The sequence below is a fragment of the Nocardia yamanashiensis NBRC 100130 genome (assembly GCF_001613325.1).
GTDB lineage: Bacteria > Actinomycetota > Actinomycetes > Mycobacteriales > Mycobacteriaceae > Nocardia > Nocardia yamanashiensis.
In genome coordinates, this window is sequence record NZ_BDCD01000013.1 from 146,004 (window position 1) to 169,116 (window position 23,113).

Annotated in this window: 10 protein-coding genes and 1 pseudogene; 3 read left to right on the forward strand and 8 right to left on the reverse strand. The window is 70.0% G+C overall.

The window, feature by feature from the left end:
• Positions 1-211: 211 nt before the first annotated feature.
• Positions 212-1,264 (reverse strand): annotated as a pseudogene (locus NY1_RS44190) (glycosyltransferase family 4 protein); the annotation flags it as partial.
• A gap of 459 nt (positions 1,265-1,723) precedes the next feature.
• Positions 1,724-2,773 carry an AMP-binding protein gene (locus NY1_RS13745; RefSeq protein ID WP_157762217.1) on the reverse strand — a complete coding sequence of 350 codons (1,050 nt, stop codon included), beginning with the start codon at positions 2,771-2,773 and terminating at the stop codon, positions 1,724-1,726.
• A 195-nt stretch (positions 2,774-2,968) separates the two neighbouring features.
• Here NY1_RS13745 and NY1_RS13750 point away from each other — a divergent pair, with 195 nt between their 5' ends.
• Positions 2,969-3,994: an ABC transporter substrate-binding protein gene (locus NY1_RS13750; protein WP_084534944.1), complete on the forward strand. Its 1,026-nt coding sequence runs from the start codon at positions 2,969-2,971 to the stop codon at positions 3,992-3,994.
• Between the two features lie 33 nt (positions 3,995-4,027).
• Positions 4,028-5,398, forward strand: a complete 1,371-nt coding sequence (locus tag NY1_RS13755; RefSeq protein ID WP_067712092.1) for a SagB family peptide dehydrogenase — start codon at positions 4,028-4,030, stop codon at positions 5,396-5,398.
• Positions 5,399-5,493: 95 nt separating this feature from the next.
• On the opposite strand, the gene NY1_RS13760 is transcribed toward NY1_RS13755, so the two are convergent.
• From NY1_RS13760 to NY1_RS13780, 5 genes are read right to left on the reverse strand one after another with little or no spacing between them, the layout of a single operon-like run.
• Entirely contained in the window at positions 5,494-10,278 is a 4,785-nt protein-coding gene (locus tag NY1_RS13760) for a non-ribosomal peptide synthetase (protein ID WP_067712095.1), read from the reverse strand.
• A complete protein-coding gene (locus NY1_RS13765; protein WP_084534945.1) occupies positions 10,275-15,479 on the reverse strand; it encodes a non-ribosomal peptide synthetase in 5,205 nt (1,734 codons plus the stop codon). The genes NY1_RS13760 and NY1_RS13765 overlap by 4 nt, the downstream gene beginning before the upstream one ends.
• Before the next feature lie 18 nt (positions 15,480-15,497).
• Positions 15,498-18,722: a nocobactin polyketide synthase NbtC gene (gene nbtC / locus NY1_RS13770; protein ID WP_084534946.1), complete on the reverse strand. Its 3,225-nt coding sequence runs from the start codon at positions 18,720-18,722 to the stop codon at positions 15,498-15,500.
• Positions 18,715-20,022, reverse strand: coding sequence for a beta-ketoacyl [acyl carrier protein] synthase domain-containing protein (locus tag NY1_RS13775; protein ID WP_084534947.1), 1,308 nt, complete (start codon positions 20,020-20,022; stop codon positions 18,715-18,717). The genes nbtC and NY1_RS13775 overlap by 8 nt, the downstream gene beginning before the upstream one ends.
• On the reverse strand, positions 20,019-20,774 hold the full coding sequence (locus NY1_RS13780; protein WP_067712098.1) for a thioesterase II family protein: 756 nt from the start codon (positions 20,772-20,774) through the stop codon (positions 20,019-20,021). Before NY1_RS13780 ends, NY1_RS13775 begins: the two co-directional genes overlap by 4 nt.
• A 158-nt stretch (positions 20,775-20,932) precedes the next feature.
• Here NY1_RS13780 and NY1_RS13785 point away from each other — a divergent pair, with 158 nt between their 5' ends.
• The gene (locus NY1_RS13785; RefSeq protein ID WP_067712101.1) at positions 20,933-21,589 is read left to right on the forward strand and encodes a GNAT family N-acetyltransferase; all 657 of its coding nucleotides are present in this window, start codon (positions 20,933-20,935) and stop codon (positions 21,587-21,589) included.
• 4 nt (positions 21,590-21,593) lie between these two features.
• On the opposite strand, the gene NY1_RS13790 is transcribed toward NY1_RS13785, so the two are convergent.
• Positions 21,594-22,880, reverse strand: a complete 1,287-nt coding sequence (locus NY1_RS13790) for a SidA/IucD/PvdA family monooxygenase (protein ID WP_067712104.1) — start codon at positions 22,878-22,880, stop codon at positions 21,594-21,596.
• Positions 22,881-23,113 lie beyond the last annotated feature (233 nt).

Genomic DNA, 23,113 nt, shown 5'->3' on the forward strand with positions numbered 1-23,113 from the left:
CCGGTGCGGGTCCCGGACCACGATCGAGCTTTCCGCGCGTACCGCGACCGGTGAGGCCGGGACGACCCGTCGTGGCGCTTCTTCCCGAACCGGCGGAGCCGGGCGTGCGGCCGGACGGTACGGCGCCGCCGCGGCCCGGGCCGGTGCCGGCGGCCCGCCCGGATTGCGGAATGGATTGGTGCGAGGGCGCGGTGGACCAGGTGTGGATGGTGACGCGGCCGGGGCGACGGGGTTTGTGGTCGCGGACGACGGCGCGGTAGATGTCCTCGTAGCCGCGGCCGAGGGTGTCGCTGCCGAACTTGGCCGTGACGTGGTCGCGCATGACCTGCGGGTCGTAGCCGGCGACTTCCTTGATGGCGGCGGGTATTTCGGCGGGATCGTCGCAGATGCGGCCGGTGACGCCGTCGACCACGACCTCGGCGACCGCGCCGCCGCGCAGGGCGACGACGGGGGTGCCGCAGACCATCGCCTCGATCATGACCATGCCGAAGGGTTCCTCCCAGCGGATGGGGAAGAGCAGGCAGCGCGCGTGTGCGAGCAGTTCGCGTTTGGCGCGCGCGTCGGCCATGCCGAACATGGTGTCCTGCGGGGTGAGCAGGTGTTCGACCTGGGCGTGGAAGTAGTCGAGTTCCGGTGGCTCGGCGCACTTTCCGGCCAGGATGAGCGGCAGGCCGGCGGCGTGCGCGGCCTCCAGGGCCAGGTGCGGGGCCTTGTCGGCGGTGAAGCGGCCCAGGAACAGCGCGTAGTCCCGCTTCTCGGTGACGAACGGCCAGTCCTCGACCCGGATCGCATTGTGCACGCGCCCGGCCCAATTCAGGTCGGGGGCCAGGGCGCGCTGCCGATCACTGATGGCCACCAGGTGCGCTTCCTCGCCGAGTTCGCGGTAGTAGGTGTACGGGTCGCCGTACACCGGGCCGTGCACGGTCACCACGGTGGGCAGCCCCAGATCGCGGTATGTCGGCATATTGAGCGGTCCGGCGAAGGTGTGATCGTGCACCAGGTCCAGGCCGCCGCCGACCGCGAGGCGTTCCAGCGCGCGCCGGACCTTCAAGGCGTGCACCACTTCCGGGAAGGGATCGCCGAGCCGTTCGGATTGCGCGCGATCCCACAGCGACAGGAAGCGGCCCTTGGTTCCGTTCTCGCCGGCGCCCAGCAGGGTGACCTCGTGGCCGCGCTCGACCAGCGCGTCCACCAGATCGGCCACCACCGATTCGACGCCGCCGTATGCCTTGGGCGGGATGTCGAAATACGGTGGCACCACCATCGCGATGCGTAGTTTGCCGCGATCGGCGGGTGGGAACTCGTAGGGGGCAGACGCCGGGCCGGGCGCCGGGAATTGCGCGCTCATGGCCTCTCCTTTCCGGAACACGGTGCCGATGCCGGAGTGGCATCGACGGGGCGGCCGTGATCGGCGGGAGAGATCGAAAACGAATGTGCCGCAGTGCACTGCCCCGGGTCGGCAGGCCGGGATGAGTACCCGGGCAGGCCGGAATCGCGCGGGGGGTTTCGATGGCGCTGCAGGGGATGAACGCCGGTGATCGTCGCGCCGGTCGGCGCAACGTCGCGCTCTACGGCCATTAGGTGAGTTCCACGATATCGCCGGAGATCTCATCCTCACCACGGATCGGTGGTGTTCGGTGGTTTATCCGTAGAAAGTTCGGCCGTCGCTAGCGCGGCATTCGGGAACCGGACAACAATCCGTTACCCCAGAATGACCGGTTCGTCAGGCGGCGTAATCGATTTCGGCATCGGCGATGACGGCGGGCACGGTATCGAAGACCAGCCAGCCGTCCGCGGTCCAGCCGCCGCGCGCACCGGTACGAACCAACCGGCCGCCCGGCACGAACGGATCATCGAAGAAGCCGGGCACCTCGGCGTCGGTCTCCAGCGCCAGCGCCGCGCCGCCCAGATACACCTCGCCGCTGCCGCCCGGCGCGACCGGGCGCATGGCCTCGTCCAGCACCAGCAGCCGTGCGCCCGGGATGGGACGCAGGCGGCCGGAGCCATCGAGCGGACCGCGCGCCGCCACGCCCGCGTATTCGATTGCGGTGTAGGCGAATCCGGCGCAGGAGCCGGGCGCGATGGTGCGCAGCAGGCCGGACAGCATTGCCGGGCACTCGGTTCCGAGCACATCCCAGCGGCGCACCGTCGGCAGTTCCGGGGCCGGCACGTGCGCGAACCGGGCCAGGGTGGCGGCGTCGGCGACCACGTGGGTGGCGGCGCAGCCCGCGAGCAGGACGGCCAGCGCGGTGGCGTCGGCGCGCTGCGCGGCGGTGGTGAGCACCAGGGTGGCGCCGTCGGCGAGGGCGGCGAGGAGTTCGACGGCCGCGTCGGAGGTGTTCCAGTCGGTGGCCAGCACCCGCACATCGGCGGAACCGAAGGCGCGGTCCAGGCGGCAGGCGCGCAGATCGGCGGCCACCGCGCGGCGGTCGTCGGCGGCGGCGGAGATGGCGACCGGTTTCAGGCCGGTGCCGTCGGGGCCGAGTTCGGCGAGCATCGCACCGGTGGCGGCGGCCGCGGCGACCTCACAGAGCAGCCGGGCCAGATCGTCGAGGGTGGGTCCGGCGGTGCCGGTGACGCCGCCGTCGAGGCGTTCGTAGAGTTCGGCGTAGGTGAGGATGTGCCCGCCGCAGCGCACCGCGGTCCGCAGCGCGGGGACACGGCGACCGCATTCGATCAGGCTGGAAACCGACGGCACGTCGTACAGTTCGACGCCATTGGCCCATTCGTCCACGAGCCGGTGACGTTCCACCGCGGACAAACTCTCGGGCACCGCACGCTCCATTGCTCTCACCTCGAACTACACAACTTATGCAAGCCTAACTTAAACCACGAAGAACACGATAGGCAGGCCCACCGGGGATCGAACCGGCAACGGCTTCCGGCAACCAGCTCGCATCTTAGGCTAGGCTCACCTACTGCTCGGGTGTTTTCGCCGGGCGACGGCAGAAATAAGGAGAAGTCGACGATGAAATCGGCGCGCCTGAAGTTCCCGAAGGCCCGCGGCGGCGCCGCGACGACGGGTCGGCGATCGCACGCGTGGCGCGCGGGTGTGGCGGTGCTCGCGGCCACGCTCACGCTCGGCCTCACCGCGTGCGGGTCCAGCGGTGACGAGGAGACCGGCGACAGCGGCGCGCCCGTCACCATCGCCCACGCCAAGGGTTCGACCACCGTCAACGGCACCCCGAAACGGATTGTGACGCTGGGCAACCAGTGGCTCGACACCGCGCAGGCGCTGGGCGTGACGCCGGTCGGCTACGTCGACAATATCGCCGTGCTCTCCAAGACCGCGCCGCCGTGGGAGCCCAAGTCGCTGGAATCGTCGAAGGCGCTGCAGACCACCGGCAGTCTGCCCGAGCAGATCGCGGCGCTGAATCCCGATCTGATCCTGGTGGATCCGTTCATCGCCGACGCCAAGACCTACGAGGATCTGTCCAAGGTCGCGCCGACCGTGCCGGGGCTGACCAAGGAAGCCGTGACGCCGTGGCCGGATCAGGTGCGGGCGCTGGGCAAGATCCTGCACAAGGACGCCGATGCCGAGCAGGTGATCAGCGATCTGAACGCGCGCATCGACGGTATCGCGCAACGCAATCCGGGGCTGAAGGGCAAGACCTTCGTCAGCAGCTGGCTGGCCGGGCCGTCGCAGCTGATGGTGCTGACCGATCCCAAGGACGGGTCCACGCTGCTGTTCACCCAGCTGGGCATGACGATTCCGCAGAAGCTGGTGGAGCAGGGCGGCAATGGCGGGCGGCTGGCGCTCTCGCCGGAGCGGCTGGACGAGCTGAATTCCGATCTGCTGCTGGCGGGTTATTCGCCGGGCCAGGACGAGAAGTACCGGCAGCTGCCGGGTTACAACGATCTGCCCGCGACGAAGAAGAACGCCGTCGTGTTCCTGACCGTGCAGGAGATCAGCGCCGTCAACCAGCCGACCCCGCTGGCGCTGCCCTACCTGCTGGACAAGCTGGAACCGGCGCTCGCCAACGCCGCGAAATAAGCCCGCCCGCCACGTAATTCGAAGGATCCGCGGTTGCCGACACTCACCACCCGCTATGCCCTGCGCACGGGCGTCACCTGCCTCACCGTGCCCGGCGGCGCGATTCTGCTGAATCCGCCGCACAAGCAGAAGCTCACCGGGTTGAGCAAGGCGCAGGGGCAGGCGTTGAAGTCGCTCAACCGCGGGCCCGGGACCGCCGCCGAACTGACCGGTGACGCGGGGCCGACCGCCGAAACCGCCGCCCTGCTCGAACAATTGGCCGAGCAGGGGTGGCTGGCGTTGACGGTGCTCGACGGCGAGAACGAGCTGTATACGGTGCAGCCGTTCGCCGCGCCGCCCGGCGGCGCCGTGCGCGAGGCCGACGGCAGGGCGACCCTGTCGAAATTCGCGGTGATCCACCGGGATTCGGACGGGATCGTGCTCGAGCACCCGACCTCCTGGTGCGATGTGCGCATCCACGATCCGCGCCTGCTGGCATTGGCCGCGGGCGCGAAAACCACCGAACTCGGCCTGCCGGAAGCGGTCTCGGCGCGCTTCGCCGGCGATCTGCGCTGGGGCGGGTTCACCGCCGATCCGGCCACCGAGGCCCAGACCTTCGCCACCCGCAGCTGGAGCGCGCCCGATCTGTGGTTCCATCGGCGCAGCACGCTGGGGCCGCGGGTCGTCACCTGGGATCATTTCGGCCCGACCGCGTGGGCCGAAGCCGCCGCGTTCCCCGCCCCGCCTGCCCGCCGCCCCGAATTCGACGGCGCGCCCATCGCGCTGCCGACCCCCGACCTCGAGCGCCTGCGCATCGCCGATCCGAGTTTCACCACGGTGCTCGAGGATCGAAAATCGGTCCGCGCCTTCGACGATGCCGCCCCGATCACCTTGGCCCAGCTGGCGGAACTGCTCTACCGCACCGCCCGCACCCGTTCGGTCGAGACCACCCCGGACGGCCAGGAGCGGCCATCGCGCCCCTACCCGTCCGGCGGCAGTGTCCACGAACTCGAGCTTTACCCGGTGGTTCGCCATGTGGCCGGCCTGGAACCCGGTATGTACCACTACAACTCGTTCGACCACACCCTGTACCCGGTCGCTCCCGCGGACTCCCCCGCCGTGCAACGCCTGTTGAAGACGACGTCGGCCACGCTCGCCGAGGCCGCCGAACCCCAACTGGCGCTGCTGGTCTCGGCCCGCGCCGGACGCGTGATGTGGGGCTACGAGCAGGTCGCCTACGCCAATATCCTCAAGCATGTCGGCGTCCTCATGCAGACCGTCTATCTCGCCGCCACCGCCATGGGCCTGGGCGCGGTAGCCCAGGGCTTCAGCGACACCGCTGCCTTCACCGAGGCCACCGGCGTGGACGAACTCGAGGAATGCAATGTGGGCAGCATGATCATCGGAACGCCGGCTCGCCGGTGACCGCCGCGGCCGAAGCGCCGCGCACGAAACGACATCAGGTCGGCGAGAGGTTCTCGCCGACCTGATGCGTTCGGTGGGGGCTCCCGCCCCGGCCGCTAGAGAGCGGCGGCCAGGGTGGCTACCGCTTGCTGCCAGAGTTCGGTCAGGCGGGTGGCCTCGGACTCGGTGAACAGGGCGGTGCTCCAGCGCCAATTGGTGGTCAGCTGGGGGCCGTCCGGGGTGGTGCCGATGCCCGCGATGACGTCGAGGGCGTAGCGCAGGGGCAGGTCCGGTTCGGGGTCCAGGGGCAGAGCGTCGTTCAACGGGCCCGTCAGCAGGGAGACCGAGTCGGGGGTCTGGCCGCTCAGGTCGACTCGGCCCAGATAGTTGAACTCGATCTGGGGTTCCGGGGCCGTGACCAGGTCGGGCGTACGGGTGATGTAGCGGAGCAGACCGTAGTCCAGGCCCTGGTTGGGAATGGCGGACACGTGGGTGGTGACCGATTCCAGGAGAGCTCGGGCCGCGGCGGGGTTAGCTTGCGCCGCTTCGATATCCACCGCATTGTCACCCGCTCCCAGACGGACCGGGAAGACGCTGGTGAACCAGCCGAGGGTATTGGTGGTGTCGGTGGACAGCAGGTCGTCGGCGCGGCCGTGGCCCTCCAGGGCGATGAGAGCGCCGGCGGCCGGGTCCTGGTCGCGTTCCTTGCGCCAGGCCGCGACGGTCATGGTCAAGGCCGTGAGCAGGAATTCGCGGACGCCTTCCTCGCGGGTGAGGGCGGCGAGCATGCGGGCGGTGACGTCGGCCGGGGTGACGGCCGTGGACACGCGGAGTGAGGACCAGGTGTCGGTGCGCGGGTCCGGAATGCGTTGCCCGACAGCGGGGTCCGGGGTGGCGAGCTGGGCGGTCCAGTAGTCGCGCTGGGCGAGTACTTCCGGTTCGGCGGCGCGGTCCCAGATGCGGCGGGACCATTCGCGGTAGGAGGTGGCTTCCGGGAGTGCGGAAGGCTCTGCGCCGGAAGCGATTCGGGTCCACGCCTCGGCGAAAGCGGACAGCAGCAGGTGCCAGGAGACGACATCCACGGCCAGGTGATGGATGGTGAGGAGCAGGATCTCGCCCGCGCCCGCGTCCGTGCCCACCCGCGCGCCAGTGCCCACGCGCGCGCCAGTGCCCGCGCCCGCGTTAGTGCCCGCGTCCTCGCCCACGCCCACGCCCACGCCGGTGCCGGTGCCGGTTCCGGTGAAGAGCACGGCACGCACCATCTCGCCGGTGCGCGGGTCGATTTCGTCATTGGCGGTGCGGGCGGCCCGGTGCACAACGGCATCCAGGTCGCCGTCGGCGGCGATCGTGGTGATCAAGTCGGCGGCGCGCACGGCACCGGCGGGCTCGGCCACCAGGCGGGGGCCATCGGCGGTGTCGATGAGCCGGGAACGCAGGGTGGCGTAGCCGTCGAGGATCGATTGCAGGGCCGATTCCAGCTGCGGGAGTTGCATTCCCGACGGGAGGCGCAGCAGGGCGGTCTGGGTGAAGCGGCGGTAGCTGCCGTACTCGTACATCCACGACACCACCGGGAGCGGCAGGATCTCGCCGTAGGCGGCATCGTCGGACTGGGCGGCGGCGGGGGCTGCGTCCAGGGCGGCGGCCAGTTCCCGGATGGTCGGAGCCGACAGCACCATGCGCGGGGTGAGCGCGAGGCCGCGGCGACGGGCCTTGTTGACCAGCGAGATCGCCACGATGCTGTCCACGCCCAGGGCGAAGAAGTCGTCGTCGAGGCCGGGGGTGCGGCCGTCGAAGAGTTCGGCCAGGACCGCGCCGAGTTCCTTCTCCGTCGCGGTGCTCGGGGCGGTGCCGGAACCGCTGCCCGCCAAGGCTTCTTCGGCCTGGCGGAGCAGTTCGTGGCCGTCGAGTTTGCCATTGGAGTTCACCGGCAGTTGCGGGCGGACCAGCAGGCGGGCGGGGATCATGTAGGAGGGCAAGCGATCCGCGAGGGCCAGGCGCAGGCGGGCCGGGTCGAGCGTGCGACCGGTCTCCCCCACCAGGAAGCCGACCAGGCTCGCGCCGCCCGCGCGGCGCACCACGGTGACGGCGGCGGTGTCCACGCCCGGCAAGCGCCGCAGCGCGGTTTCGATCTCGCCGATCTCGATGCGGTAGCCGCGCACCTTGACCTGCGCGTCGGCGCGGCCCAGATAACCGATGCCGCGATGCGGCAGGCGGCGCACCAGGTCGCCGGTGCGGTACATGCGGCGGCCGGGACGGAACGGGTCGGCGACGAAACGATCGGAAGTCGTTGCGGGACGGCCGATATAGCCGCGCGCCAGCTGCGGTCCGGACAGGTACAGCTCACCGACCACGCCGTGCGGAACGGGTCGCAGCATGGAATCCAGGATGTAGCCGGACATTCCGGCATTCGGGGTGCCGATGGTCGGGGTGTCGAACGCACCGACCGGCGCGACGACCGCTTCCACGGTGGTCTCGGTAGGGCCGTAGCAGTTATACACAGCCGTCCCGGAACCCTTTGTGGACAAAGCCCGCAGCCGCGCCCACAGCGCGGCGTCGATGGCCTCGCCACCCAGCGCCAGCACCGGCAGCTCACCGTCCACCAGTCCGGCGGCATTGAGCTGCGCGAACATCGAAGGCGTGGTGTCGATCATGTCGATGCCGTGGCCGGTCATCCCCGCCACCAGGCGGTTCGCGTCTCGCATCTCCTCGGCATCGAACAGATGCAGCGTCTGCCCGGCCAGGAAACCGACCATGGGCTGCCAGGAAGCGTCGAAGCTCAGCGACCAGGCGTGCGCGATGCGCAGCGGACGGCCCAGTCGCTCCATGGCGGGGCGATATACGCGGTCGCGGTGGTCCGCGAAGTAGGCGAGTACCGCGGCATTCGTGCCCGCGACGCCCTTCGGTTCACCGGTGGAACCGGAGGTGAAGATCAGATAAGCGCACTGGTCCGGGTGCCGGACCACCTCGGGCGCGATGGCGGGCCGCCGCGAAACGCGTGCTGCGACAGCGGGATCGTCGAGCACCAAAGCGGCAGTCGACTCACCGGCGACGAGCTCGCGGGATTCGGTGACCGTGAGGAGCAGCGTCGGCCGCGCCTGGCGCAGAATCGATTCGATGCGCGCCACCGGCAGGGTGGTATCCACCGGGACGTAGGCGGCCCCTGCCGCGAACGCGGCCAGCAGGCCGATGATCGACTGCGTGGAGCGCGGCATCACCAGCGCCACCACGGTTTCCGGTCCGACGCCGTGCGAGGCCAGCTCGCCCGCGAGGCGGGCGGCGGCGTCGCGCAGTTCGGCGTAGGTGTATCGCTCGCCCGCGCTGGTCTGGAGCGCCACCGCATCCGGCGTGGCGGCCGCCTGCCGCTCGAAGGTCACCCACACCGAACGTTCGGCCGCTTCGAACCGAGTGCCCGGCTCGACACCGGTTCTCTCGGCACGACCCGGAACGGCCGCCCCGGCGACGGGTGCCAGGGGCTCACGCGTACCTGCGACAGTGGTCTCCGGCGTGACCGCCGAGGCGATGTCGAGTGCATCGGCGGCGGGTTGGTCCGCAGACGCATGATCGACGGCGGCGTCCAGCTCCGCCCGCTCCGCCGCGGTGAGCACGTCCAACTGGTCCGGGGTGGCAGCGCCGGCGTCGGGGAGGCGGCGCAGGACCTCTACCAGGCGTTCGGCCAAAGCGGAGGCCGAGATGTACGGCAGCGCTTCGGGAATCGCTTCTACGAGGACGATCAGGTCGCCGTCGCTGAGGTGGGAGACGACGGTGAGGGGGTAGTGGGCGAGGGATTCCATCTCGATCGGACGGAAGCGGGCGCCGTCGGGGGCGGTCACCTCTTGAATCGCGTCGTCGATGGGGGCGTTCTCGAAGACGAAGAGGGTGTCGAAGAGGCTGCCGTGGCCGGTGGCGCGCTGGACTTCGGAGAGGCTGAGGTAGCCGATGTCGCGCATGGCGGCGCACTCGCGTTGCAGGCGGGCGCACTGGTCGACGATGCTCACGCCACGTTCGAGGTGGTGGGTGACGGGGACGGTGTTGATGAAGAGGCCGACCATGCCTTCGACGCCGGGGAGTCCTTCGGGGCGGCCGGAGACGGTGGTTCCGTAGACGACGTCGCGGCGGTCGGTGAGGCGGCCGAGGACGACGGTCCAGGCGAATTGGACCGCGGTATTGAGGGTGAGGCCGTTGGCGCGCGACCACTGCTGGAGGCGTTCGGTTTCGGCAGCGGGGAGGACCAGTTTCGTCTTCTCCGGGACCGCGCCGGGACGGAGGGCCGCGCCGTCGGCGAGCACCATCGGGCCGGTCAAATCGCCGAGGTAGGCGGCCCACTTGGTCAGGGCCGCAGCACGATCCTGGCCCGCCAGCCACGCGATGTATTCGCGGTACTTGCGGACCGGCGGGAGGATCGTGGTGGAGCCGCCGGCCTGGTAGACGGCGAGGAGTTCAGTGAAGAACACCGCGACCGCCCAGCCGTCCATGAGGATGTGGTGGGCGGTGAGGATAAGGCGGCGGGTGTCGGAGCCGGGGACGTGCAGGATGAGGATGCGCAGGGCCGGGCCGCGGCCGAGATCGAAGGGACGCCGCCGTTCCGATTCGGCGATTGCGTCGAATTCGGCTGGGGTGGCGTCTTTTTCGGTCCACGGCAGTTCGGCCTGTTTGGGCACGATCTGCACGGGACGCGGCACGTCCTTGTCCCAGAAGGCGGCCTTCAGGTTCGGGTGCCGGTCCAGCATGGCCTGGGCGCTGCGGCGCAGCAGGTCCAGGTTCACCGGGCCGTCGATGTCCACCACGAATTGCATGGTGTACAGGTCGATTCCGTCGCCGGTCAGGCGGGACAGCGAGAACAGCCCCTCCTGCAGCGGGCTGAGCGCGAGGACGTCCTCGATCTGGGGCGCGGCCGCGGTCACTGGGCTGCCCAGGATGCGGTGAGGGCGGCCAGGGCCGCGTCGTCCAGACCGGATGCGCTCATGGGGGCGGATTCCTCCTGCGGGGCCGAATCCGCCTGGGCGGCCACCGGTCCGGCGGCGTCCGCGGCGGCGGCGAGTTCGGTGATGGTCATGTGCTCGAACACCATCTGCGGGGTGACGTTCAAGCCGAGCGCGGTGGCGCGGGCCGACCATTGGATGGAGATGACGCTGTCACCGCCCAGGGCGAAGAAATTGTCCTCGGCGTCCACGTCATCGATTTCGAGGAGTTCCTCGAGGATCGCGATGAGCGTGGCGACTGTCTCCGGGTTCGCTTCGGCCGCACCGATATTCGCGGCCGCGTCGGCGACCGGAACCGCGAGCAGGCGTTCGAGTTCGGCGGCGGGCAGCACCGTCAGGTCGGCGACCGTGGTGTCGGGCGCGGTGGCGTAGGCATCGAGGGTGGCAGCCAGCGCGTCGGCGATGGCGCGGACCGTATTCGCCTCGTACAGATCGGCATTGGCGACCACGCGCACGTCCAGGCCACCGTCGGCGGTGACGTTCAGGCTCAGGTTCAGATCCAGGAACGACACGTCGAATTCGACGGGCAGCACGGTGGCGGTGGCGTCGCCGCCCAGGCTCAGCGCGGCCGGGGCCCAGTCCGCGCCGCGGAAGTGCAGCATGGACTGGAACAGCGGATTGCGCGACCGCGAACGAGCCGGGTTGAGCGCCTCCACCAGGCGTTCGATGGGCAGCTCCTGATGGGCGTGCGCATCGAGCACGACATCGCGGCCGCGCCGGACGGTTTCGCGCAGGGTCGGATTGCCGGACAGGTCGTTGCGCAGCACCGCCATATTCGCGAACAAGCCGATGAGCGGGGTCACCGCGGCTTCGGTGCGGGCGGCCACCGGGGTGCCGAGCGCGATGTCGTCACCGCCGCCGAGCTTGTGCAGCAGGGTGGCGACGATGGCCTCGTACAGCATGAATTCCGTTGCGCCGCTGTGCTCGGCGAGCGCGGTCAGCCCGGCACGGCGATCGGCGGACAGCGAGAACGACGCCACCTCACCGCGTTTGCCGAGCACGCCCGGGCGCGGGCGGTCGTGCGCGACATTGATCTCGTCGGGCAGCCCGGCCAGCTTGGTGCGCCAGAAGTCGAGTTCGGCCTGACCGTATTCGCTGGGCTTGCCGTTCGCGCCGGTGTCGAAGGCTTCGTGCTGCCAGAGCACATAGTCCGGGTACTGCACGGTCAGCGGCGTCCACTGCGCGGCCTGTCCGGAGACCCGGGCGCGGTAGGCGGTGACCAGGTCTTCCAGGAGGATGCCCAGCGAGGCGTGGTCGGCCACGATGTGGTGCACCAGCAGCGACAGCACCCGTTCGTCGTCGCCGAGCACCAGCAGGCGGGCGCGCAGCAGCGGTTCGGATTCGACGGTGAAGTGGTAGCCGGCGATATCGGCCAGGGCGGCGTCCAGGCCGTCCGCCGGAATCTCGGCGATCTCGAACGGGATGTCCACGGCGGTCTGAACCACCTGGTACGGCACGCCTTCACGTTCGACGAAGGTGGTACGCAGGGCCTCGTGCCGGGCCACCACGTCGCCCAGGGCGGCGGTCAGCGCATCGGTGTCCACGGCACCGTCCAGACGCACCGCGAACGGCAGGTTGCCGACCGCGCTCGCGCCTTCCATGCGGTACTGGAACCACATGGCCAGCTGCGAGTAGGACAGCGGAAGGTATTCGGGGCGGGCCTTTTCCGACAGCTGCGGACGGCCGGGAGCCGAGCTGGTGACGGAATCGCCTGCTACCAGGTCGATTTCGGCGTCGTCGTCGAAATCGTCGTTCATGGCGTCCAGGTCGATCTCGAACTCGGTGCGGAAACGCTCCACCAGGATCTCGGCCAGTCCGGCCGCGGTCGGGGCGTCGAAGATGACGCGGACGTCGAGTTCCAGGCCGAATTCGGCGCGGATCTGCGCGACCAGGCGGGCCGCCAGCAGCGAATGCCCGCCGAGCTCGAAGAAGGAGTCCTCGGCGCCGACCTTCCCGATGCCGAACAGCGCGCCGAAGATGGCGCACAGGCGGCGTTCGGTGGCGGTGGCGGGCGCGCGATGGGTGCGCTCCACGGCCGGGGTGGCGGCGGGCAGGGCGCGCTTGTCCAGCTTGCCGTTGACGGTCAGCGGGATCTCGTCGATGACGGCGAAAGCGCTGGGCACCATGTATTCCGGCAGCGCGCCGCCGGCGTGCGCGCGAACCTGCTCCAGGTCGATCTGCTGACCGGCGGCCGGAACCAGGTAGGCGGCCAGCTGCGGGCCGACGGCCGGATCCTCGACCACCACGACCACGCAGTGCGCGACCGACGGATGCGAGGCCAGCGCGGCTTCGACCTCGCCGAGTTCGATGCGGAAGCCACGCACCTTGACCTGTTCGTCGGCGCGGCCCACGAAGTCGAGTTCGCCGAATTCGTTGCGGCGGGCCAGATCTCCGGTGCGGTACAGGCGCGCGCCGGGGGTGAACGGGTCGGCCACGAAACGGCCGGCGGACAGGTCCGCGCGGCCCAGGTAGCCGCGCGCCAATTGCGCACCGCCCAAATAGATTTCGCCGACCACACCGGCGGGCACCAGGTTCAGCGCCCGGTCCAGCACATAGGCGTGCACGTTCTGGTTGGGGATGCCGATCGGCACGATGCCATTGCCCTGCGGGCCTTCCACCGGCATGTGGGTGGCGCAGACGACCGCCTCGGTGGGGCCGTAATGGTTGCGCAGTTCGGCGTCGAAGACCCCGGCGAACTTGTCGGCCACCTCGCCGGGCAGCGCTTCACCGCCGACCGGGACCTGGGTCAGGGCGCGCCATTCGCTCACCTCGGGCAGCAGCAGGAAGGTGCTCAGCATGGACGGCACCATGTGCAGCACCGTCACGCCCCGGCGGGTGATGAGGTCGGCGACGTAGCGGATATCGCGGAACGCCTCCGGCTTGGGCACGATCAGGCGCGCGCCCAGGGCCAGGGTGACGAAGATGTCGAGCAGGGAGGCGTCGAAGCTCACCGAGGACGATTGCAGCAGGCGGTCTTCCGAGGTCATGCCCCATTCGGCGGTGAAGCTGACCACGTGCTCGGCAATGGCGGCGTGCGCGACCGGGACGCCCTTGGGCTTGCCGGTGGAGCCCGAGGTGTAGATGACGTAGGCCAGATTGTCCGGGCGCAGCGGGCGGCGGCGATCGGTGTCGTCGGGCGCGGTGTCGGGCAGGTCGGCGGCGGCGGATTCGGCGGCATCGAATTCGACGCGGCCCAGCACCAGGCGGGGGCGGGCGTCCTCGATCAGGTAGTCGATGCGGTCGTCCGGGTAGGCCGGGTCGATCGGCAGGTAGGCCGCGCCCGCCTTCAGCACCGCGTAGACGGCCACCAGGAATTCGATGGAGGTCGTCATACGCAGGCCGACGATGTCCTCCGCGCCGACGCCCTCGCGAATCAGCCAGTGCGCCAGGCGGTTCACGCGATCGTCGAACTGGGCGTAGGTGAGTTCTTCGGTGTCGGAGACCAGGGCGAGCGCGTCCGGATTCGCCTCCACCTGGCGTTCGAACAGCTCGACCATGGTGGTGGGGGCGATCTCGGCGTGGGCGCCGCGCGACTGGGCCAGGATCTCGTCGCGGTCGTCCGCGCCGAGCATGTCCAGGTCGGCGATGCGGGCGGCCGGTGCGGTCAGGGCGCTGTCCAGCAGCCGGATGTAGTGCGCGAGCAGGCGATCCACCAGCGGGCCGGCCAGGGCGTCGACCTGGTATTCGGCTTCCAGCAGCGCGCCGTGCGCGGACTCGGTGACCACGGCCAGGGCGAGGGGGACCTGGGCGGTGGGCGCGCCGAGTTCGTCCAGCTGAGTGGAGGCGATGCCGTTCAGGGCGAAACCGTCGGCGCTCTTGCGGACGCTGAAGCCCAGGCGGACCAGCTGATCCATGCCGTCGCGGCCCGCCACGCGCTCCGGATTGGCTTCGCGCACCACGCGATCGATGCCGACGGCCTGGTGTGCGAAACCGTCGAGGCAGGTCCGCTTGGTGGATTCGACCAAGCCCGTGAAGGTTTCGCCGTCCCGCAGGGTTTCGCGCAGCAGCAGGGTGTTGCCGAAGTAGCCGATGAGCTGTTCGGCGGCGGCCGAGCGGCGGTTGGTCACCGGGATGGAGACGAGGAAATCGCCTGCGGCGGTGTAGCGCTCGATCAGGGCGGCGAATCCGGCCAGCAGCACCATGAACGGGGAGGCGGCGTGCTCGCGGGCGAAGACGTCGACGCGGGCGAGCAGGTCGGCAGGGAGGGCGACGGTGCGGCGGTCGGCCTGCTTGGAGGTGACGGTGGCGGCCGCGCCGGGTAGCTCCAGGGGTTCGGGCAGCGGGCGCAGGTTGGCGCGCCAGTAGTCGATGTCCGCCTGATCATCGTCGGCGGGGGCGTCGAGGACCTCGACGTCCACGAACTGCGCGGGCGGCAGCGGCTTTTCGGCGCCGTTGTAGGCGGCGTTGAGTTCGGTGAAGAACACGCCCCAGGCGTCGTCGTCCCAGCAGATGTGGTGCACGGCGAGCAGCAGCACGTGCTCGTCGGCGGCGGTGCGCGCCAGGGTGATCCGCAGCGGCAGGTCGGCGGCGAGATCGAAGGAGCGCCCGAACTCGCGGCGGGCCAGCACCTCCACGCGCACGCCACGGCTCGCCTCGGGCAGGTCGGTCAGATCGTGGAACTGCCACGGCACCGTGATGTCGTCGGCGAACACCTGGAACGGTTCGCCCTGCTCGTCCACGCCGTAGGTGGTGCGCAGAATGTCGTGCCGGGAGAACACCGAGGCCACCGCATCGCGTAGGCGCTGCTCGTCCAACTGACCCGAAAGCCGGTACGCCACACAGATGTTCAGCGTGGTGTCTTCCGGATCGCGGGTCTGCAGGAACCACATCCGGCGCTGCCCGGCCGAGAGCGGGCGGCGCTCCCCCGCCGTGGTGCGGCGCACCGGCACGGCCGCAGCCGCTGTCTCCAGTCCGCTTTCAGCGAGCCGGCGGCGCAGCAGCTCACGACGCCGGTCGGCGAGGGAACCACCCGCCGCGCCGGCGGACGAAGCGCCCGCCACAGCGGTCGTTGTGCCGGACGTCGGCGCTTGCGCGGCCGAAGCCGTACCTGCGGCGTCCGAGGTCGCCTCGGCAACGGCGGAGGTGGAAGTGGTGTCGAGCACGGTGGCTTCGGTGTCTGACATGGAATCTGGCCCCTAGCCCTAGTTGGTGTTCTCAGCCATGAGCAACACGACATCGTCGAAGGTCGCGCCGCCCAGAATCGCCGCCACCGGGAGATCCCGGTCCAGCGCGGACCGCACTCGCTTGCGGAAGTCCAGGGCCTGGAGGGAATCCAGGCCGAGGGCGACCAGCGGGGTGGAGCGGTCGAGTGCGTCGGTGCCGTCCACGCCCATGACGCGGCCCAGCTCGATCAGCAATTGATCGGGCAGGGAGACGTCGGCGGCGGCCGGCGGGGCCGCGGCGGCGACCGGCTGCGGTGCGACGGCGACCGGCTCGGGTTCCGGTGCGGCCGTGGGGGTTTCCACTACGGTGACCGGGACGACAGGTTCCGGGACCTCGCGCAAGACGGCATCCAGGCCGAAGGTGCCCAGGATGTCGCGCAGGAAAGGCCAATCGGCGGAGATGATCACCGCGTCGGTCGGCTGGCCGCTGAATCCGGCGGCGATGGCCGCTTCCGGGCGCATCGGGTAGACGCCCGCGCCCTCGACGCGCGCCATACCGGCGTCGTCCAGGGGTCCGGCCACGCTCCACAGCCCCCATTCGAGGGAGGTGCAGTCCAGGCCATCGGCGCGCAGGCGGCGGGCGACAGTGTCGAGCATGCGGTTGGTGACCGCGTACAGGATCTGGCCGCGACCGCCGAGCGTCGCCGCCATCGAAGAACACAGCAGCACACGGGCATTCGCGGTGCGCGGGACGGCCGACAGGACCGTCTCCAGGCCGACCACCTTCGACGCGGCGGCGGTGCGCACCATGTCCTCGGTGATGTCGGTCAGTTCGGCGTCCACGTAGTTGACCGCCGCGTGGATGATCATGCTGACCGGCCGTCCGACCTGCGCGGCCGCGAACTGCCCGACCGCTTCCGGATCGGTGGCGTCACAGGCGACCACGGCGATCTCGGTCGCGCCGAGCCCACGCAAGCGAGCCAATTCGGCTGCGGTGGAAGCAGTTTCACCTGACCGGCTGAGCAGCGTGACCCGCCCCGCGCCGGAGCGCGCGAAGTGATCACAGAACAACAGTCCCAGCTGCCCGGTTCCGCCGATGATCAGCACGTGATCGAGATCGGCCGCCGCACCCGGCTCCGACTCGTCCGCGTGCAACCGCTTCACGAACACCTTGCCGTCGCGCAACGCGACTTCCGGCTCCCCGGCGGTGTGCAGCGCGCCGATGATCCGCACGGCTTGCTCCGCCCCCGCCCCGGCGGGCAGATCCAGATGCCGCAGCGCCAGCCCGGGGTGCTCGATCCCGATACTCCGGAACCCGGCGGCCACCGCGCTGTGGAACAGCTGCGGCACAGCATCACCCGGCACCACGGACTCGCCGCCGGTCGTCACCAGCCAGCACTCACCGCCCGGCCGCAAACCGGCCAGCGCGGGCAGCCACTGCCTGGCCGCGAAGAACTCCACCAGCTCGTCGATGGTGCCCTCACCATCGGCATCCGGCAGCGCGGGCCACACGATGACAGCCGTATCGAAGCCACTGCTCGCAGCACCCGACCCGGGCGCGGCGGCCAACGCCACCGCATCGACACCGCCGGGCGCCGCGACCCCGTTCGCTCCGGCCACCGGAACCGCAACCGGGTCACGCTGCGCGGCATCGCTGTCGGCAACCGCCGCGTCGAGCAGCAGTGCGGTCGCGCCGTGGCGGTCGGCCGCCTTGACCAAAGCGGCGACGAGGTCGGTGCTGCGGCCCGTGGGGTCGATGAAGGCGAGGGTGCGCGGGGGCGTCATGGCGCGGCGCTCCCAGGGGACCCAGGCTTCGATCAGACGCTGCGGAGCCGGGACCGGCGGCAGCGGGGCGGTGATGGCGGCGGGCGCGTAACCCGCTGGGGCCCAGAGTTTCTTGTTGTGCTGGATGGTGTGCGGGAAATCTCGCAACGGGAGCGAAGGCGCGGATTCGGTGCGCAGGGCCGACCAGTCGTAGCCGAGGTCGTGGACGGCGACGGTGGCCAGGTTGCGGGTGAAATCGCGGAGGGAGTCGGCGGTGCGGAGGGAGGTGCCGAGGACCTTGAAATCGCGATTGCCGCGGGCCGGGTCGCGCGGGACGAGGGTGAGGTTTTCCTGGATGGCCAGCTGCAGGACGGGGTGTTCGACGACCTCGATCAGGGTGTCGATGCCGTCGGTCGCGGCGGCGACGATGGCGCGGTCGAAGCGGACCCGGTTGCGCAGGTTCCAGTACCAGTACTGTTCCTGGGCCAGGTCGGGGGTGATGGCGGCACCGAGCGTCGCCCCGTAGCTGGGGATTTCGGTTTCGGTGAAGGTCTCGGTGTCCATTTCGCCGCCGAGGAAGCCTTCGAAGTCGGCGCGCACCTCGGCCACGATAGAGGTGTGGGCGGGGTAGGAGACGCCGATCTCGCGGGCGAACTGGCCACGCGCGGTGGCCATCTCGACCATGTCCTTGATGGTCTGGCGGTCACCGGAGATCGCCATGATGTGCGGGGCGTTCACCACCGACAGCTCGGCCCAGCCGGAGTGGCGGGCCAGCAGCATTTCGCAGTCCTCGCGGTTCATGGCCAGCACCGCCATGGAGTAGCCGCGCGGGGAGATGCGCTGCACCAGGTTGGCGCGATGGGTGACCACCAGGACGGCATCGTGCAGGGACATGACGCCCGAGACCGCACCGGCCGCCAATTCGCCCTGGCTGTGGCCGATGGTGGCGGCGGGGTTCACACCCGCGGCGCGCCACATGGCGGCCAGGCCGGTCATGTGGAACATCAAGGCGGGCTGGACTTCCCAGACCGTGTCCTCGTATTGGCCTTCGTCGCCGCGCAGGTAGTGCAACGGCTGGGTGTGACCGAAACGTTCGGCGTGAATGGCCGAGCAGGCGTCCACGGTGTCGCGGTAGGCGGTCGACAGTTCGTAGTACAGCTTGCCCATGCCGGGACGCTGACTGCCCTGACCGGGGAAGACGAAACCGACGCGGCGCGCGGTGGCCGGGCCGTCGCCGACCACCACGGCCGGATGGGAGTCCCCGGCGGCGACGGCGCGCAGACCGCCCACCAGTTCGTCACGGGTGGTGACGGTGGCCAGCGCGCGATGGCGGCGGGGCGTGCGGGTGCGGAACAGCATGTCCGACACCCGTTCCGGGGTGACCGCCGGATGCGCCTCCAGGTAGCCGAGCACGGCGGCCGCTTCGGCACGCAGGCCCTCGGCGGTATCGGAGGACAGCGGGACGGGAATGCTGCCGTCGGGCAGGCGGTGGCTAGACATCGCTCTCCTGAAGGACCGGCATGGCGATGAGGGCGTGGGCATTGGTGCCCGCGACCCCGAACGAGGAGACGGCGGCATAGCGCACCCCGTCGATCGGCTGCCAGGGTTCGAGTTCGGTGGCCAGGCGCATACTGGTTGCGGCCCAGTCGAATTCGGTGGTCGGGCCGCCGGCGTGCAGGCTCGGCGCGATCTGGCCGTGCGCACCGCACAGCAGGGTCTTGATCAGGCCGAGCATGCCGGCGGCGGCCTGGGCGTGCCCGGCATTGGACTTCACCGAGCCCAGGCGCGGGCCGTGTTCGCGGGCGGCGCCGTAAGTGGCTGCCAGCGCGCTCAATTCGAGCGGATCGCCGACCGCGGTGCCGGTGCCGTGACCTTCGATCAGGCCCACCAGTTCGGCGTCCAGATCGGCGGCGGCCAGGGTGGCGCGGATCAGGCGCTCCTGCGCGGCGGCGCTCGGCACGGCCAGCGGCGCGCCCTTGCCGTTGTGGTTCACGCGCGAGCCCAGCAGGCGGCCGTAGACGCGGTGCCCGAGTTCACGAGCGCGCGATTCCCGTTCCAGCACGACGACTCCCGCGCCCTCACCCCAGAGGGTGCCGGTGGCGTCGGCGGCGTAGGAGCGGCAGTGCCCGTCGGTGGCGAGGGCATTGTTCTTGGAGAACTCGTAGAACGCGCCGGGCGAACCCATCACGCAGACGCCGCCCGCCAGCGCCCAGTCGCACTCGCCCGCCCGGATGGCGGCGGCGGCCTGGTGCAGGGCGGTCAGCGAGGACGCGCACGCGGTATCGACGCTGACCGACGGGCCGGTGAGGCCGAGGCCGTGCGAGATGCGACCGGCGACCGCGCCCAGCGCGGAACCGGTGGCCCGGTAGCCGTTGAACTCGTTGACCTCGGCGGCGCGCGGGCCGTACTCCATCAGCGAGACGCCCATCCACACGCCCGCGGTATCGCCTTCGAGGGCGCCGGGATTCAGGCCCGCGTGCTCGAGGGCCCGCCACGCCACCCGCATGCCCACCCGCTGCTGCGGATCCATGGCCACGGCTTCGCGCGGAGTGATGCCGAAGAACAGCGGATCGAATTCGGTGGCGCTGGAAAGGAATCCGCCGCGATCGCGCACCGGGGCCCAGCCTTCCCGCTCACCGAGCGAGAACAATTCGGCCAGCGGCCATTCCCGGTCACGCGGGAAAGGCCCGATCAATTCCCGGGATTCGGCCAGTGCGGCCCAGAATTCCGGCAGGGAGTCGATACCGCCGGGGGCTTCGACGCCCATCCCGACGATCACGATGGGGTCGTCGATATTCACGCCGCCACGCTCTTCTCCGCGACCAGCAGTTCGGCGATTCCGGCGACATGATCGTTGAGATAGAAATGCCCGCCCGCGAACAAGGTGACGGTGCTGCCGCCACTCGTGTGCGCGTCCCAGGCGTACAGATCCTTCGGCGCGACGAATTCGTCCTCGTCACCGCCGAGCACCAGAATCGGGGCGGCCACGGCGATTTCGGCGGCGCAGGAATAGGCGTCGAAGGCGCGGTAGTCGGCCTTCATGACCGGCAGCGCCATGCGCAGCACATCGCGGCTGGCCAGGACGTCGGCGCCGGTGCCGTTGAGCGCGCTCATGTGATCGAGCAGCTGCTCGTCCTCGGTGGGATGGCCGGGCAGGTCGGCGATGCGGACCGGGGCGGCGGCCGAAGAGGCGGCCAGCAGGCGCACCGTCATTCCCGCGGCTTCGGCCAGGCGGGTGAATTCGAAGGCGACGATCGCGCCCATGCTGTGCCCGAAAATGGTGAGCGGAGCGCCGGTATCGTGCGCGGAGTTCCGGAACGCTTCGAAAGCGCCGGCCGCGATTTCCGGCAGGGTTTCGGCGGCGGGTTCCTTGGCGCGATCCTGACGGCCCGGGTATTGGAACACCACGGCGTCGAATTCAGCGGCGAGGGTTTTGGCGAAGACCCGGTAGGCGGAAGCGCCCGAACCGGCGTGCGGGAAGATCAGCAACGGCGGATTTTCCGCGGAAACCGGAGTTTGAAATTGCCTGATCCATCCGAGTTCCCGTGGCATTTCTCGTATCTCTCCTACACGCTGCCGACGGCACTTGGCGCCGGTTGATTCACCTTGTCCCCCTGAGCAGTCCAGGAGACCGTATTATCCCGAACTTAGTATAGGCTAGCCTTACCAAGCTGGCTGATCAAGCTGACAACCGAACGGAGCCCGCACCGATGAACCGGACGCCCTACGTCCTCGCGCGCGAACTGACCGACCTGCCCGAGGAGGTCCGGACCGCCCCCGGGCCGGTAGTGCCCGAGTTCACCGCGCCGTTCACCTTGCGCCTGGTAGACGCGGAATCCGCGGACCCCGAGACGATTACCGAGTGGATGCACCGGCCGCACCTGGTGGAAACCTGGGAGCAGACCTGGGATGCGGACCGGCGGCGGCTCGATTGCGCCACCCAGCTGGCCGGAACCTTCTCGCGGCCTTGTGTTCTCGGCTACGACTTCGAAGCCGTGGACCGGGCGGATCTGGGCCGGCGTGATGTCGCTTACATCGAGCTGTACCGGCCTGCCAAGGACGAGATCGCGCGGCTCTATCACGCCGATGCGCGGGATATGGGATTCCATATCGCCACCGCCGAAACCGAATTGCTGGGTAAGGGCATCATCTCGGGCTGGATCCGGGAGCTGGGCGAGCGGGTGTTCGCCACCGAGGTGGAATGCCGCCGGATGATGTGCGAACCCGATCACCGCAACACTCCGATGCGTAAGGCGCTGGAGAAGAACGGCTGGTTCCATCTGGGCGACTTCGACATTCGGCCGGACCGCAGGATCTCGCTGTACACGCTGCCCCGCGATCCGTCCGATATGCCGGTGCTCCGCTAACAGGTCAGCGCGCGGCGGCCACTCGCTCCCGCGCACCTCCCCTCCGCTGCGACAGCTCGGACCGCAGCACGCGGTCCGAGAGTTCGCCCAGGCAGCTGAGATTCGGGAAACCCGGACCCTGCGCGAGGGCGGCCATGTTCGGGAGATACAGCTTGGCGTCCAGGCCCGAGACGGCCAGGTCGTAGCCGATGGCGTTCTCGATGCGGGACTGCGACAGCGGGCCGCCGACCGCGAGCTCCAGCAGATCGGTGGCGGCGGAATCGAACAGGTCCAGGAACCACAGCGGCTGGCCGCCGGTGGCATCGACGACCAGGTCGAAGGTGTGGATCTGATCGGGGCGCATCTCGTTGCGCAGGGTGAGGGCGACGCGGTCGCCGTCCTGGTCGGCGACGTTCACGACGCGGCCCTGCAGATGGTGAACCCGGTTGTCGCCCAGCAGGCTTTCCTGCACGCGGACCGAGAAGACGCCGCGGTCGGTGCGGCGGATGACATCGCGGCGCTCGTCCATGCCGAGCGTGGACCACTTGGTGGGGTCGCTGTAGAGGGAGTTCTCGAAGAAGCTCTCGCCGCGGGTGTAGAGGGTGGCCTTCGGGGAGATCACCGAGATGGTGAGCATTTCGTGGCGGACCAGCTCGTCCAGGGCGGAACCGGCGGTCTCGCCGCCGCCGATGACCGCGGCGCGGGAGGCCGCGGGGAGTTTGCGGCGGCCCGCGAGATCCCAGAATTCGGCGATGCTGAGGACGGCGGGATGCGCGGTGAGGGCGCGGTCGCTGCGGCCGGGGCCGGTGATCATGACGGCGTCGCAGTCGATTTCGCTGGTCGCGCCGTCGGCGTCGGCCACCGTGACCAGCCAGCCGTCGGCGGCGGCGGAGATGCCGCGCACGGCGCCGGGGACCAGTTCCATATCGGTCTTGCGGGCGACCCACTGCAGGTATTTGGCCCAGACGTGATGCTGCGGGCTGGGGCGGCCGCGGTCGATCCATTCGGCGTAGGTGCCGTGCTCGACCAGGAAGGCGGTCCAGGAGAAGCCGCGCATGGCTTCGTCGATGGCGCGGTTGTGGCCGCGGGCCCAGGTGGAGTGGTACGGGAAGCCGACGTCCTTCTCCGGGCTGGTGCCCAGGCGGTGCTGGCCGTCGGTCCAGCCGCCGCTGGGGAGCCAGTTGCCGCCCACCGCATGGGGTTCCACCACGATCACCCGCGGGGCGGGGAGGCCGAGTTGGCGCAGCACATGCGATTTGGCCGCTACCGCCAGGGCTTTCGGCCCCGCACCGACCACCAGAAGTGTGTCCACCGGTTCTCCTGCTCTGTCGCGGTTGCCCGCAGTTGACTCGATCGCACAACCCACCTCCCCGGTTTAGGTTTGCATAGCCTTACCTTAGCTGGAATTGCCCGGTATGCGAAGTGCGGTGAGACAACTCTCGAAACTCTCAGGGGCTGACGCCCCCGAACCCCCTCGGGCGGAGAGAGTCCCGCGCGAGACGACTCTCAGGGCGGAGCGGCCCCCGGCGGCCGGTGACACGCAAG